Here is a 13,553-nt window from a genome sequence, read left to right on the forward strand (position 1 = left end):
GGGACGCATGGCTATATCACTAAAAAATCGGCGGGGGCTATGATGAAAGATTTCTTTGGAAAATGCTTTTTATTTCCGGTAACCAGGAGCGATTTTCCACTCATTGCAGTATCATAAAATATTCTATCTTCCTCATCAATAAATGGAATAGTACTTACATCCGGATTGATGAGGGTACCCTTTTCTTGCAAGGTTTTAAGTATTATACTAACCTGTCTTTGATCAAAGTTAAATTGCGGCCGGGATAACACATCTTCATACTCAAATATAATATTCCGGGAATACCAATACTCAATCTCATTATCAAACACCATATCAAGGATTTTTGCGCAATTACCGTTTCTTGAAAGTATAGCGGAAACAATTATATTAGTATCAAGTACAACCCGGGGGGTCAATATTTTTTCCTACGAGGATTGGCTTTTCGTCCCCTCGTAAGGATCCGCTCTTTGTGTACAGCGGCTATCTCAGCATTGATTTCATCCATGGTCATCGAAGCGGTTCCGTTTTTAACTGCGGCGTTTTGCAATTCCCGCAAAGCTCGTTTCGCCTGCATTTGCCGTATGTCTGAAAGCATATCCTCCAGGGTCAACTCGCTGACTTCAAGCATAATCGCCGCCGGCTTCCCGTTATTGGTTACCACCAGTTTTTTGTCCTCCGTAAGCATTTCCTTAATTTTCCCGGTGGATGTTCTGAGTTCCCGCATGGATAAAAATTTCAAGGCGCCCATAATATACCTCTTATTTTAAGTATACCATATTGGTATACAATCGTCAATCAAAACGTTCACAAATTGCTTAATCCCCTATGGACCCCTTAACTTGGTTTCGAGAACGCACAATACGAAGTATGGGGGCCTGCCAGCTGGAACAAATATCCGGAACCCCCAAAGGGTCCCCCTGATATTTGTTCCACTGTCACCCCCGATAACTTAGTGTGTGTGCGTTCCCGAGCCGCTTAGGGGGTCCATAGGGGCTTTTGTTTCACTTAACGGAGTGTAGCTGTAGTCCAGCGGTACCTCCGAATACGTTAGTGCGTTCCCGAACTGTTTGGGGATCCATAGGGTTTCTGCCGCATAACTTAGCGGCAAGACTCAGCAGCTCCATCTACCCAGCCTGCCTCACCGGTTCTGCGAACCGGCCCGGTGAAGCCATGCGCCCCCGAGGCTCGAAAACACACTTACACATAGTACGGAGTGGGGTGTCAGGAAGGAAAAGTATGGAGGGACCCTCTGGGAGGTCCCATGCTTTTCTTTCCTGACAGGCCCCCCCTTACCATTTGTGTGCTTTCGGGAACCCAGTATGCGCGTGGCTTCACCGGGTAGTAACGATCCAGGTTCTTCCGCCGGCCAACCCCCAGCGGCGGTTTACGTAAGACGAAAAGGCATTAGCTTCTGCGGAAAAGGCGGCGGCAAGTTCAGGCCAGGTACCGGTGGCTTCATCCTGGGGGGGGAGTACCGTATAGCGCCAGGTACTCTCATTGATCCGTCCCGCCAGGGTTTCCCCGAAATATCTGGGCGCCAGGGAGGCCGGCTGCTGGAGACAGTGGGCCATGAACTCGTTTACCATCAGGTACGAATCGGCCATATCGTAATGCTGAAAATCAAAATAGGACAGGATAAACCGTTTCGCGGTCCGGGGAAGCGTATCCCAGCGGCGGCGGCTAAAGTCCCGAAAATCTTCGTCAATGAAAAACAAACCGTGGAATCCCTCGTGGGCCATGAAGAGGTTGCGGAGATAATCCGGCGATTCCCGGGAGATCGCGATGATCGCCCCCTTCCCGCTTGTATATCCGGAATTGTTCAAAACGATGATTCCCGCATGTAAAAGAATGGCCTCCAGTTCCCGTTCCTCCGGCAGCAACGGAAAATTCTGCGCCCGGGCTGCCTCAAAAAACCGGGCCAGATCCTCCGCCCGGTAATCGTGGGCGTTCCAGCCGTGGAGATCCGCAATCTCCGCATCCGGGGCAAGGCGGCCGCGGAAGCCGGTCTTTTCCGTAAAGAAGGCGAGCCGTTTAAGCATCCGATCCTGGACCGCATAATCCGCGGTATCAAAGATGAGTATCGAAGGAAAACGGTCCCACCGGAAAAGCTCGAAGCGCGGGTCCCGCCAGGCTGCCCGGGAATAAGCCAGGATAAACCCCGGGTCCGCCGTCACCGGTTCCGCCGGGAAAGGCCGGTTCACCGCGATTCCCAGGCGCAGGGAAGCTGTGGGCTTTCCGCTTATCCTCAGGGGATAGGGATCATCGGGAAAAACTCCCCAGGGGATGAAGATCCGTTCCGTTTTCTGAAAATTCCACTCATAGGAAACCGTAGCTGCCTCAACGCGGTATCCGATATTTCCCCCGGAATCTTCTCCAAGCACGGTTTGTAATTCCGTCCTGCCCTTAATCCGGTAGGGCTTAAGGGGATCGATACGCAGGGCATCATCCTGGGGATCGTAAAATACAAAAGGGGTGGCGGACAGCGCCGTTTCTTCCATGGCAAACCCATACCAGCGCTTGATTATTCCCAGCGCAGTAAGTTCAAACCAAAAATCCTCACCGGGGCTAAGCGTTTTTGCATCATCCTTTTTCTCCAAAGTAACAGTAATAGTGTGGATTGGATCGGAAGCGAGGGGAATTCCGTAACGGATCCTGCCGGGGACTGTTTCGATCCCCAGGAAAGAGGCGTCCAGGGGAAGCAGCCACGCGGTATTTTCGTTTATCTCCAGGGTAATTTGATACTCGGTGGCCAGTTCATTTGGAAAACGGTAGTCCAATTCCAGGGACAGATTTTCTCCCCCTGCCCCGGCGCCTTCCAGTACATAACTCAATTTTTGCGGCTTGGCCAGGGAGATACGCCCGGAAAGGGACTCCTTGGAAAGGGCATACAGTACCGCCCCGTCCCCCGCGCCGTACAGGGCTATGCCGGCAGGCTCCTTATAGGCGGTACAGGATACGAAACCCAGGGAAAGCAGGAATAGGCGCCAAAAAATCCCGACTGGTTTTTTAAAGGGCATGTCGCTCAGCCGTTACAGGGCAATAATTCCCCGGGCCATAAGCTGGGCCAGGGAATACTTCCTTTCCATGGTCAGATCCCCCTCGTTGTGGAGAAACGTTTCAAACTGGGTAAGAAACGATTCGGGCAGAACCGAAAGTCCGTGTATCTGCTTAAAATAGGCCCGATGGGAAGGTTCAAAGCGCCGGTTAATACAGAAGAGGGTTAAACAGGCGGCTTTAATAAAGCCTGCGGAGGAGATCAGGTAGTGAAAGTCATCCCCCTGGATCAGAGCAGCGCCGAGATCGCTCAAATAATGTTCCATCTTGGACTGATTGGCATCCCGTATGGTTTGCCAGAAAGAAATATCCAGGTTGAGAAGCCGTTCCCGTATCTTCTCTATCCAGTCGGTCCTGGCAAAGAGAATTTCCCCATAGCTCAGCCGGTAATACCCATAGGTACCGGAATCTTTAATAAGCCACAGCAGATCCCGTTTAGTATCCGCAATATCAATAAGCTCATCGATCTTCCCGGTGGCCTTATACTCAATCCGTACCGGTATATCCCCAACGAGGAACCGATCTTTGTTACCCTGGTTTGCGGTTTCAAAGACCACCGCATCATCGCCGTAAAAAGCGCAGCGTTCTTCCGGCTTTGGTATGGCGCCGGAACAAAATACATCCAGGATAAGGGCAAAATAGGAATCCAGCGTATCCGGCTGTGCGGCCTCATTAAGGGAAACACATTCAACGCCGGGCCAGCCGGAAAGCACTCCAACGAATCGGTCCACCAGAAGCTTAGTCTTATATTTCATTGTTTTTCCTTATATAATCAGTATAGCATGGGAACGCAACTATGAAAACTCATGATTCCATTCATTTTGTGATTCTTATTCCCCATCCTTCCATGGGCGCTCCCCTCCGTGCTCAAAGCCGCTTCCTCTTTGCCGCCGGCATACATGGCGCGTGGTCCTTCCCGCAGGCCGCTCCCCTAGCCCGGGTTTTACGGCCCCTTAACCCGGACGAACTCAAATCCCTGGCCGCAGAGCTCCGGTCCGCCGCCATTGGCAGCAAATTCAGCCTTGGTAAGCCGGCTTTGGTTCCCTGCCCTGGTTTCCACAGCTTTTTCGGCCCGGCCCTCGACCTGCTCCCTCCCCCGCTGCCCTATCCCGGGGTACTGTATCCCTTCCCCAGCCTGGTCCTCTGCACTGCCTTGGCTGCCCCGGTGGATGGGCCGCTCCTGGAACAGAGCCGGGATATGCCGCCCGTAAACCCCGTTTTTTTTAGGGCGGCCATGGTGGCCAACCTGGCCATAAAACCCTTAAAAGGCGCCGGGGACTATTCCTTTACCTGGCGCATAGGCAAGCCCCGTTGGCTCCCCTCCCCCCGTAAATCTTCCCCCAGGGAAATTTCCTAATATGACGAACTGTTTGCGCATTGCCGGAGCATCGATACTCCTGGACATAAAGGCCGTGCCGGGTTCCTCAAAATCACAAATCGCAGGCCTCAGCGAAAACCGCCTGCGGATAAAAATCGCCGCAGCCCCCGAAGACGGCAAGGCCAACGCGGAACTCCGCTCCTTCCTGGCAAAGACCCTGGACTGCCCCAAGAAAGACATCACCCTTACTGCGGGGGAAAAGTCCCGGCTTAAAACTCTGGCTCTGCCATTGACGGTGCGGGAGAAGCTGGAAAAAATTATTGCTAATTCCTAATTCCCAATTTCTCGTTGTACAGATCGAGGTTAACCCTGTCGAAGCACACAAAGACTAACTTGGTTATGGATGGTGTTTTTGGCAGGGTTTCCATTACCGCGTCTATGGCCACGGCAACGGCCAGTTCCTTTGGGTAGCCGTAGACCCCGGTACTGATATTTGGGAAAGCAATACTGTGGCAGGCTGAATCCCGGGCAAGGATGATGCTGTTCCGGTAGCAGGAAGCCAGTAAGGCCGGTTCGCCCCGGGAGCCTCCGTACCAGACCGGGCCCACGGTGTGGATGATTTTCCTGCAGGGCAGCTTGTAGGCGCCGGTGATAACCGCCTCCCCTGCGGGACAGGGACCGCCCTCTACATCCCGGCGCGCTTCGGCGATACGACGGCACTCCGCTAAAAGCTCCGGCCCCGCAGCCCGGTGTATGGCTCCGTCCACGCCGCCCCCGCCTAAAAGGCTTGAGTTAGCGGCGTTCACGATGGCGTCAACCGAAAGCTTGGTTATATCGCCGAGAACGGCTTCAACGGTGCAGGTAATCATGCTACAAGTATAGTGTATTGGTGGAAGAAAAAAAAGAGCTCGGCGGTTTACGAAATCCCCAAATTTTGCTACACTTGGTCTATAAAAACCCTGGAGGAAAAGCATGGCAGCGCGGATACCTATGAAAAATCCAATCGCCGAGATCGACGGGGACGAAATGACCCGGGTGCTCTGGGCTCTGGTAAAGGAAAAACTGCTCCTTCCCTACGTGGATCTCAAGACCGAATACTACGATCTCAGCCTGACGAACCGGGAAGCCACGGGGGATGCGGTCACCGCCGAATCCGCCCACGCCATCAGCCGCCTGGGGGTTGGGGTAAAGTGCGCCACCATCACCGCCAACAATGCCCGTAAAACCGAGTATGGGTTAAAGACCCTGTACCCAAGCCCGAACGCCACCATCCGGGCAATCCTTGACGGGACGGTGTTCCGCAAACCTATAGTGGCATCCTGTATTACCCCCAGTGTTTCTACCTGGAAGAAGCCCATCGTTATTGCCCGCCATGCCTACGGCGATATCTATAAAAGCGCAGAAATGTTGATCCCCGGCCCCGGCAAGGTAGAGTTGGTGTATACCGCCGCCGATGGATCCGAAAAACGTACTCCGGTGGCGGACATGAAGGGCAGCGGCGTGGTCCTGGGGATGCACAACCTGGATGAATCAATTAAGAGCTTTGCCCGCGCCTGCTTCCTCTACGCCGTCAATGAAAAGCTCCCCATCTGGTTTTCCACTAAGGATACTATTTCTAAAACCTACGATGGCCGGTTTAAGGAACTGTTCAATCAAATATACGAAACTGAGTTTAAGGATACATGCGCCGCCGCGGGAATCAGCTACTTCTACACCCTCATCGACGATGCGGTAGCCCGGGTGGTCAAGGGTGAGGGCGGCTTTCTCTGGGCCTGCAAAAACTACGATGGCGATGTGATGAGCGACATGGTCGCCAGCGCCTCCGGGAGCCTCGCCATGATGACCAGCGTCCTGGTTTCCCCCCAGGGGCCGGTGGAATACGAAGCGGCCCACGGAACAGTGCAGCAGCATTACTACCGCTGGCAGAAGGGCGAAAAGACCAGCACCAACCCTGTGGCCCTGATTTTTGCCTGGACCGGCGCCTTAGCAAAAAGAGCGGAGCTTGATAACACGCCGGAGCTGGGAGATTTTGCAAAAAAGCTGGAACGCGCCGCTCTGGCAGCCATAGAAGCCGGGGAAATGACCGCCGACCTTGCCCGGTTGGCGGTTCCCTCCCCCGCTAAAGCCCTGGACTCCTGGGAATATATTGACGCCGTGGCTTCCCGGCTGTCCTAATCCCGCTTAAGGGCGCTGTCAAAGGCCACGGTGGAGGCGGAAAAGTTGATCCGCCGGACATATTCGCAGCTTTCTGTTGCGCCTGCTTCCCGGTTCATGCCGCTGTCTTCCCATTCCACCGAAAGGGGGCCGGTGTAGCCTGCGGCGTTTAGTTCGCGGATAATACCGTCAAAGTCCACATTGCCATGCCCCAGGGAAACAAAGTTCCAGGCCCTCCTGGTATCCCCAAAGGGCAGGAAGGAACCCAGGATACCCCCAAGTTCATTTTTAAAAAGCTTAACATCCTTCATGTGGACGTGGTAGATCTGCTTTGCAAACTTCCGCACAAATACTGTTTCGCTCACCCCCTGCCATACCAAATGGCTGGGATCAAAATTAAGGCCCAGGGTTTTCCGGTACTTAAATTTTTCCAGAAGCCGCTTGGTGGTGTAATAATCAAAGGCGATTTCCGAAGGGTGCACCTCCAGGGCAAACTTTACCTTACATTCATCAAAGACATCAAAGATAGGCGTCCAGAGATCGTAGATCTTCTGAAACCCCGCTTCGATCATTTCTTCCGATGTTTGGGGGTAGGAATACCACCGTGCCCAAATGGGGGAGCCGGTAAAACCGTTTACCACCTTTACGCCGAATTTCTTCGCCGCCCGGGCGGTGTTCTTCATCTCTTCAACAGCCCAGTCCCGGATCTCCTTAGGCTTCCCCGCAAGCCGGCTTGGGGCAAAATTGTCCAGCCGTTCGTCCCAGAGATCCCCCACGCATTGCCCGGTTAGATGGGCGCTTATGGCCTGGCATTTCAAACCATATTTTTTTAGGGTTTCCCATACCTTGGGTATATATCCATCATCTTTTAAGGCCTTTGAAACATCAAAATGCGCATGGGTTGCCAATTCCAAACCATCGTATCCCATTTTTTTCGCCAGGACGCACAATTCTTCCAGGGAAAGATCCCCAAATTGTCCCGACGCAAGCGTAACTATTCTAGTCATCATTCCTCCTATTTGATCTGCACAGGCTTCTTTGATGAAGCTGATTTATACATGGCGTCAATTATCTTCATCAACACTAAGGCTTCTTCCGGTTTATTTAATGGCTCGGCTTTGCCGGAAATGGCCTGCACAAAATTGGCGGCATTGGCCACCCGGCCCATGTGTTCATCCTTTTCGGTTTTAATGTCCAGATCCACCTGGTTGCCGAATTCTTCGGTAAAGAGACGACAGCTATCTATACAGGTTTCATCAATACCCTCAATTTCAAAGAGCCGTTCCACCTTACCCCCGGCCTTAGTTCCCTGGAAGGTAACGGACACCACTTCCCGTTCATTAAACTCCGCCCAGGAATTGCGGATCTGGAGGCTCTGTCCTGTTTTGAAGGTAAGCATGGCATGGCAGGATGATTCCACATCCGTAACCCCCTTGGCCGCATCGGGGATACCCCAGGGTCCTTTGAATGCCTTGTTGTCCATAAAGTCGTAGAAAGCAGTACCCAGGAGATAGTCCGGTTCGGGGTAGCCCATGAAGTACAACGCCAGATCAAGCATGTGGGGCAGATCGATAACCGGACCGCCCCCCGAGAGGGCCTTGTTGGTAAACCAACCGCCGAATCCGGGAATGCCCGCACGCCGAATCCATGTAGCCTGGGCGGAATTAATGGTCCCCACCCTCCCCTTTTTGATGTACTTAATGATAGCCTGGGACTCCGGCCGAGCCCGGTTATTAAAATCAAACATAAGTTGTTTCTTTGCCTGTTTCGAGGCGGCCAGCATTTCTTCCATCTCTCCGGCGTTCAGGGCCGGCGGTTTTTCGCAATACACATGCTTGCCCAGTCCCAGGGCTTCAATTACCAGGGGTTTATGAAATTTATTTGGGGTAATTATTGAAACCGCATCCAGATTAGGGCATGCGCTAACCATTTCCGTAAGGCTGGAATAAACCTTGCCTATGCCCCGCTTTTCCGCAAAACCCTTAGCGCGGCCCGGATCCGCATCTGCCATGGCAATCACCTCGGCGCCGGCCTTGATAAAGCCTTCATAATGGTAAAAAGCCATCCCTCCGGCCCCGACAATTCCAACTTTAATTTTTCCCATAAACGCACTCCTTATTTTCAAAACCGTTAATACCGTATGGATTCCCTTTTCTGAATTCGGTATTGTAAAAACGACAGCCAAATGTACCACAGTTGCAGGCGCATTGCAAGGTTGAACCAGTGCCGGCGGATCATCAATAAATCCCGACTTCGTACGGAGTGCGACGGGGTCCAAACGTTTAGACCTATAAAGGTAAAGGATTTCAATCCGCGTACCTATACTATTCTGTATTTAAACGATCCGCATCAATACGATAGGAAAAAAGTATTCGTATCCAAAGTGATACATTCAAAACTTTTGGGACATAGTCGAGGGGACAGGATTTTAAATTCCTCAGATTCTCAATTGTCCATTGTATATCATCAAATATCCTGCTAATCATGAGAGTTTACAGGTGGGTTCGTTTGAACGGCATAATTACATGCCTACCCTCCTCCACCCTCTTGACACCGGTTTTCAAATCCTGTATCCTAATATAGTTGGATTATAGAATTTATGAGAGATTAGCTCATCTGGATAGAGCGTCAGCCTCCGGAGCTGAAGGTGGCACGTTCGAGTCGTGTATCTCTCATCCCCCTTTTGGGGGTTTTTTTATGTTTCCTTTGTTAGCCTATTTTTTCTAATTCATTACTACATATAGACTTAGCAAATTTCTCATTTTCCCTTGTTGACTTATGTTTTCCTTTGTTATAGTCTTTTTTGTAGACGTATTGTAGAACGTTTTAGGGGGTCAATATGGGAGTGAAAATTCGGCAAAAACGGCAAAAATTGTACTTGGATATTTACGTGAATGGGAGCCGAAAATGGGAGTCATTGAAGCTGACCTTGACCGGAGATCCAGACCAGGACAAGGATATTTTGCGAAAGGCCAAGTATGCAAGGTCTGTGAGGGAAGGGCAGCTTTTTGACGGGCAGTGGGGATTGCAGGATCAGACAGGGGCAAAGAAAACCCTTTTCAAGTTTATCGAAAAAATGGGGGAGGGCCGGGATAAAAAAAAGGATAGAATTTGCAAAGTGCTGCCTTATCTTGAGAAATACCCTGGTGGCATCTCAATTCAGATTGGGCAGGTCAATGCCAAGTGGTTTACCAATTTTCAAAACTATCTCGTAAAGGATTCGGGATTAAACGAAACATCGGCTAATTCTTATGCCTTTGCGGTTCGCATGGCCCTAGCCCAAGCCGTCCGGGAAAATGTCCTTGTCAGTAACCCGGCGGAGGGGATCAAGTCGATTGCCGTTCCTGAACCAGACAGAGAATTCTTGTCCCTGGCGGAGGTTCAAAAACTTTTTAAGACCCCGATAAATGGGAAACTTGGCGAGGATGTAAAACGGGCTTTTCTTTTTTCGTGTTATTGCGGATTACGGGTGTCGGATTTAAAGTCCCTAAGCTGGGGAGACATTGAAAGAACCCAAAGCGGCGCTCAGATTGTTAAGCGGCAGATAAAAACTAAAAAGAGGGTCATTATTCCCCTTCATAATTCCGCATGGGCGCTTATAAACGATAACCAGATCCACCATCATTCAGAACCAGTCTTTCCATTATTGGCGGCGGTTAAGTCCGATACCAACCGAAACCTAGTGCCATGGACCCAAAAAGCCGGAATTGAAAAGAAAATTACTTGGCACGCTGCCCGTAGATCTGCCGCTTCCCTGCTGCACGAAATGGGGGTGGACGTTTACACGATTCAAAAGCTCCTAGGCCATGCCAAGGTTTCAACAACGGCATTGTATACGGCAGTCTCTGATCAGAGCTTACGAAAAGCCATTGATTCCCTGCCGCCTATCGAGATTTTGGAGGGGAACAAGTAGAATGCTGGATAAAGAAAAACGACGATCTCTTTTGCGGTGTACAATACTCATGCTTGCCGATTGGTTGTATAACTTTAAGATAGGATTATCATTCACAAAGGATTCTGACGATCTTACATTTCAAGAAGCCTATCGCTTCATGATAACATTTTTTTATGGCAGGGAAAAAATTACCGAACCTGACGAATTCCAATACATAAGAGAACTTGCGAATGTGTTGGATGTAGAAATATTCAAGGGTAATATACCAACACTTGAATCAATCGAAAATGCCATAAAAGAATTGACTAAGATGATTTGTTTACAATTCAGGGTTAGGCCGAGGTCAATACTAGAGGGTGATTTTAATAGAGATTCAATTATTAAAGATATAGATTGCATTGACGTAAACCTTTTAGTTACAGCAGCTCAAGAAGACGCATATTTTACCGAACCAGATGCAAGAATTATCACCAATAAAAGAAAATCCTCCTATATTGAATATTTGATTGATAAGGCTATGTTGTATCATGATGGTGTAAGGGTAGTAAAGAGCCTTGATGATGTAGCTATTGCTTTACATGATTATATAAATAGGTCAGATAATGCAGATGAATATTTAATATCACCTAAAGAAAGAAATTTTGATTGGCGTTTTCTTCAAGAGACATTTTTGCAATCAGATGGTAATCCATTTAGTGAAATATCGTGTCGAAAGGCGGTATCTCTAGCTAGAACAAAATAATTATATTTTTTGCATACTTTTTGAACGTCCAATATACGAAAAGATAATCTATGTTACTCCCATAAATCATTTTTAGGGAGAAAACTATGACCGAAACAATTTCAATTCAAGAAAGGCCGCTTACCATTGATCAAGCGTCCGAATTTCTCAACTTCAAAAAGAGCTATCTTTACAAATTGGTATGCTCTGGAAAAGTTCCCTGTTACCGTCCAGGTGGCAAGCGTGTATTTTTCAAATTATCCGATTTGAAAGAATACGTTTACCGACATCGGCAATCCGCTGATTATGAGATAAAGGAAGAGGCTGAAAGGATCATAAATGGATAACCACCGAAACCCGGCAGAGGGAAACGGTGGCTATAACAGGAAACAATCTAATTCCATTTTAACACCGTTCAAAAAAATAAACAACTATGGGGGCAATGAATGATCCCCCGAAATACCGAAACGCAAGATTCTCTGATAGGCGCTTTTCTGGAAGGACTCCCGGTCCCGGATTTTATGACTCCGGAGATGTTCACCGGATTTTACCAAAAGGCTTTTATCGAAATTTCACGATTAAAAAAGAAAGGGTTTGTAATAATCAATAACGAACTTCTTATAAAAAATTGTGGGTTTGGGGTCCAGGACTCCGACCGTCTGAAAAAAATGGTGGGCGGTTACTCTTTCGTAAAGGATAACCAGGAATTTTATTTTAATAATCTTTTGGAAGATTACAATAAATTCAAAACATGGGAAACTCTTGCTTTATTCAAGGAACGTATTGAGAGCGGTTCCGTATCACGTCAAGAAATCGAGGACGGCTTAAACGCTATCATTGAAACGGTACGCAGTAAACCTTTAGGCAGTACGGGTGGCGGAAATATCAAAGATTTATTGCAAAAAGAATTCCCTCCGATAAATTGGGCTGTTCCTGGGCTTATTCGACAGGGATTAACAATCCTGGTGGGGGCGCAAAAGCTGGGTAAGTCATGGCTTGTACTTTGCATGGGTTTGGCGGTTTCGTCTGGCGGTTTTGTTCTAGGGAAGATCAAAGTCAAAAAAATGAGAGTTCTTTATCTAACCTTGGAAGACACCCCACAAGATTTACAGGAACGGCTATTGTCATTGGGAGCAGATGGAAGCGAAGATTTTCTATATGAAACTAAAATGACCGGGACAACGGAGTTAAGAGCATATATTAAACGGAACCCCGGAATAAAAATGGTAATCGTTGATACATTCGGGAAGTTCCTAAGCATTCAAGACGGCAATGATTACAATGAAGTGGTGAGAACGGCAAGTTCTCTAAAAGCCATAGCAGATGAATTTTCTATCTGTATAATTGCAATTCATCATACTAAAAAGGGTGGCGGTGATAGTTCGGATTGGACAGAAATGGTTCTTGGCAGTCAAGGATTATCCGCAACAGCAGATCAGACCCTACTACTAAAACGAAAAAGGGGAGAATCAAAAGCTGAATTGCTTTTAACCGGGCGGCGGGTTCGGGATGATCTTGTTTATGAGTTAGAATTTAACTCCGCTGTTGGTTCCTGGACAATTTCAGATGAAAAGGAATTCAAGGTCGAAACCCGGCTAAACGAAACGCAATCGGCAATTATTGATTTGTTACAAGCAGAGTCCCGAACATTCACGGTTTCGGAAATTGCCAAAGCATTGAACAAGGCGAGGTCAACCATTTCCGAGCAAACAAAAAAGCTGGCAGATTCCGGGCTAATTGAAAATCTTTACCAGGGACAATATCGGATTAAACCCTCTGAAACCATCTCTGAGCGTTCGTTCGGTTCGGCTCCACTAGGAAAACCGAACGAACCGAACACCGAACCCGTAGAAAATAAGGCAGAAACAGATGATATGATCCTAAAAACAATAATGGATTTTGATCCGCAAATTGTTTCCGTCAAGGATTTATCAGAGTTATTGGACATTCCCCTTGAAACCGTAGAAGTCCGATGTAAAGAATTGGTTGACAACGGATCAATAACTCAACGTGAAAGCGGCTATTCCGCATTGGGGTTATTCTAATGTCAAATACACCGGAAAGTAAGGTTTTAAGGGCTTGTTTGAAGTTTTTAGAGGATATGGGTTTTTATGCATGGCGCAATGGCGTGGGAGCGATCCAGATTCGGCCCGGACAGTTTTACAGATTCGGTAAACCGGGGAGTTCAGACATTCTTGGAGTGCTGCCCGGTGGAAAAGTCCTGGCGGTTGAATGTAAAGCAGACAAGGGGCGGCTATCAGATATTCAAAAAGAATTCTTAAAGGCCGTTGAAAGTTTGGGAGGTGTTGTCGTTGTTGCTAGGTCAACAAAAGACATTGAAAAAATCTTATGTGAAAGGGGGTACTTAAAGACGGGGATACTAAACTTTGGAGAGTAACAGTTCCGTATGGAGCTGTATTTTAAACTTA

15 protein-coding genes and 1 tRNA gene are annotated in these 13,553 nt (G+C 48.7%); 9 read left to right on the forward strand and 7 right to left on the reverse strand.

The genetic code is table 11. The features are described 5' to 3' along the window. Positions 1-11: 11 nt before the first annotated feature. From TPRIMZ1_RS0111945 to TPRIMZ1_RS0111960, 4 genes are all read right to left on the reverse strand, one after another. Positions 12-398, reverse strand: coding sequence for a putative toxin-antitoxin system toxin component, PIN family (locus TPRIMZ1_RS0111945; RefSeq protein WP_010259801.1), 387 nt, complete (start codon positions 396-398; stop codon positions 12-14). Then, positions 395-730, reverse strand: coding sequence for a prevent-host-death family protein (locus TPRIMZ1_RS18910; protein WP_010259804.1), 336 nt, complete (start codon positions 728-730; stop codon positions 395-397). The genes TPRIMZ1_RS0111945 and TPRIMZ1_RS18910 overlap by 4 nt, the downstream gene beginning before the upstream one ends. Before the next feature lie 583 nt (positions 731-1,313). Then, positions 1,314-2,999, reverse strand: a complete 1,686-nt coding sequence (locus TPRIMZ1_RS0111955; RefSeq protein WP_010259808.1) for a hypothetical protein — start codon at positions 2,997-2,999, stop codon at positions 1,314-1,316. A 12-nt stretch (positions 3,000-3,011) separates the two neighbouring features. Further along, on the reverse strand, positions 3,012-3,791 hold the full coding sequence (locus TPRIMZ1_RS0111960) for a hypothetical protein (RefSeq protein WP_010259812.1): 780 nt from the start codon (positions 3,789-3,791) through the stop codon (positions 3,012-3,014). Positions 3,792-3,832: 41 nt separating this feature from the next. Here TPRIMZ1_RS0111960 and TPRIMZ1_RS0111965 point away from each other — a divergent pair, with 41 nt between their 5' ends. Both TPRIMZ1_RS0111965 and TPRIMZ1_RS0111970 read left to right on the forward strand, forming a co-directional pair. Continuing rightward, positions 3,833-4,393: a hypothetical protein gene (locus TPRIMZ1_RS0111965; RefSeq protein WP_010259816.1), complete on the forward strand. Its 561-nt coding sequence runs from the start codon at positions 3,833-3,835 to the stop codon at positions 4,391-4,393. Between the two features lies 1 nt (position 4,394). Continuing rightward, positions 4,395-4,688, forward strand: coding sequence for a DUF167 domain-containing protein (locus TPRIMZ1_RS0111970; RefSeq protein WP_010259818.1), 294 nt, complete (start codon positions 4,395-4,397; stop codon positions 4,686-4,688). Here TPRIMZ1_RS0111970 and TPRIMZ1_RS0111975 read toward each other — a convergent pair. Next, positions 4,678-5,223, reverse strand: coding sequence for an O-acetyl-ADP-ribose deacetylase (locus TPRIMZ1_RS0111975; protein WP_010259821.1), 546 nt, complete (start codon positions 5,221-5,223; stop codon positions 4,678-4,680). The genes TPRIMZ1_RS0111970 and TPRIMZ1_RS0111975 overlap by 11 nt on opposite strands. A gap of 103 nt (positions 5,224-5,326) precedes the next feature. Between TPRIMZ1_RS0111975 and TPRIMZ1_RS0111980 the strand changes: the two genes are divergently transcribed. Beyond that, on the forward strand, positions 5,327-6,529 hold the full coding sequence (locus tag TPRIMZ1_RS0111980; protein ID WP_010259824.1) for an NADP-dependent isocitrate dehydrogenase: 1,203 nt from the start codon (positions 5,327-5,329) through the stop codon (positions 6,527-6,529). Here TPRIMZ1_RS0111980 and TPRIMZ1_RS0111985 read toward each other — a convergent pair. Further along, positions 6,526-7,515 carry a sugar phosphate isomerase/epimerase family protein gene (locus TPRIMZ1_RS0111985; protein WP_026043688.1) on the reverse strand — a complete coding sequence of 330 codons (990 nt, stop codon included), beginning with the start codon at positions 7,513-7,515 and terminating at the stop codon, positions 6,526-6,528. The two genes, TPRIMZ1_RS0111980 and TPRIMZ1_RS0111985, sit on opposite strands and share 4 nt — an antisense overlap. Before the next feature lie 8 nt (positions 7,516-7,523). Then, positions 7,524-8,612 (reverse strand): Gfo/Idh/MocA family protein, encoded by a 1,089-nt coding sequence (locus tag TPRIMZ1_RS0111990; RefSeq protein WP_010259830.1) that lies wholly within the window; start codon positions 8,610-8,612, stop codon positions 7,524-7,526. A gap of 497 nt (positions 8,613-9,109) precedes the next feature. On the opposite strand from TPRIMZ1_RS0111990, the gene TPRIMZ1_RS0111995 reads away from it, so the two are divergent. The 6 genes from TPRIMZ1_RS0111995 to TPRIMZ1_RS18915 all read left to right on the forward strand — a co-directional run bounded on the left by TPRIMZ1_RS0111995 (position 9,110) and on the right by TPRIMZ1_RS18915 (position 13,522). Continuing rightward, a tRNA-Arg gene (locus TPRIMZ1_RS0111995) sits at positions 9,110-9,183 on the forward strand. A gap of 164 nt (positions 9,184-9,347) precedes the next feature. Further along, positions 9,348-10,421, forward strand: coding sequence for a site-specific integrase (locus TPRIMZ1_RS0112000; protein WP_010259834.1), 1,074 nt, complete (start codon positions 9,348-9,350; stop codon positions 10,419-10,421). Between the two features lies 1 nt (position 10,422). Continuing rightward, on the forward strand, positions 10,423-11,145 hold the full coding sequence (locus TPRIMZ1_RS0112005; protein WP_010259837.1) for a hypothetical protein: 723 nt from the start codon (positions 10,423-10,425) through the stop codon (positions 11,143-11,145). Between the two features lie 86 nt (positions 11,146-11,231). Next, entirely contained in the window at positions 11,232-11,471 is a 240-nt protein-coding gene (locus TPRIMZ1_RS0112010) for a helix-turn-helix transcriptional regulator (RefSeq protein ID WP_010259839.1), read from the forward strand. Between the two features lie 99 nt (positions 11,472-11,570). Then, a complete protein-coding gene (locus tag TPRIMZ1_RS0112015; protein ID WP_010259841.1) occupies positions 11,571-13,169 on the forward strand; it encodes an AAA family ATPase in 1,599 nt (532 codons plus the stop codon). After that, complete coding sequence (locus TPRIMZ1_RS18915) at positions 13,169-13,522, forward strand: VRR-NUC domain-containing protein (protein ID WP_010259843.1); 354 nt, start codon at positions 13,169-13,171, stop codon at positions 13,520-13,522. Before TPRIMZ1_RS0112015 ends, TPRIMZ1_RS18915 begins: the two co-directional genes overlap by 1 nt. Positions 13,523-13,553: the final 31 nt, after the last annotated feature.

Source organism: Treponema primitia ZAS-1, assembly GCF_000297095.1.
GTDB classification, from domain to species: Bacteria; Spirochaetota; Spirochaetia; order Treponematales; family Breznakiellaceae; genus Termitinema; species Termitinema primitia_A.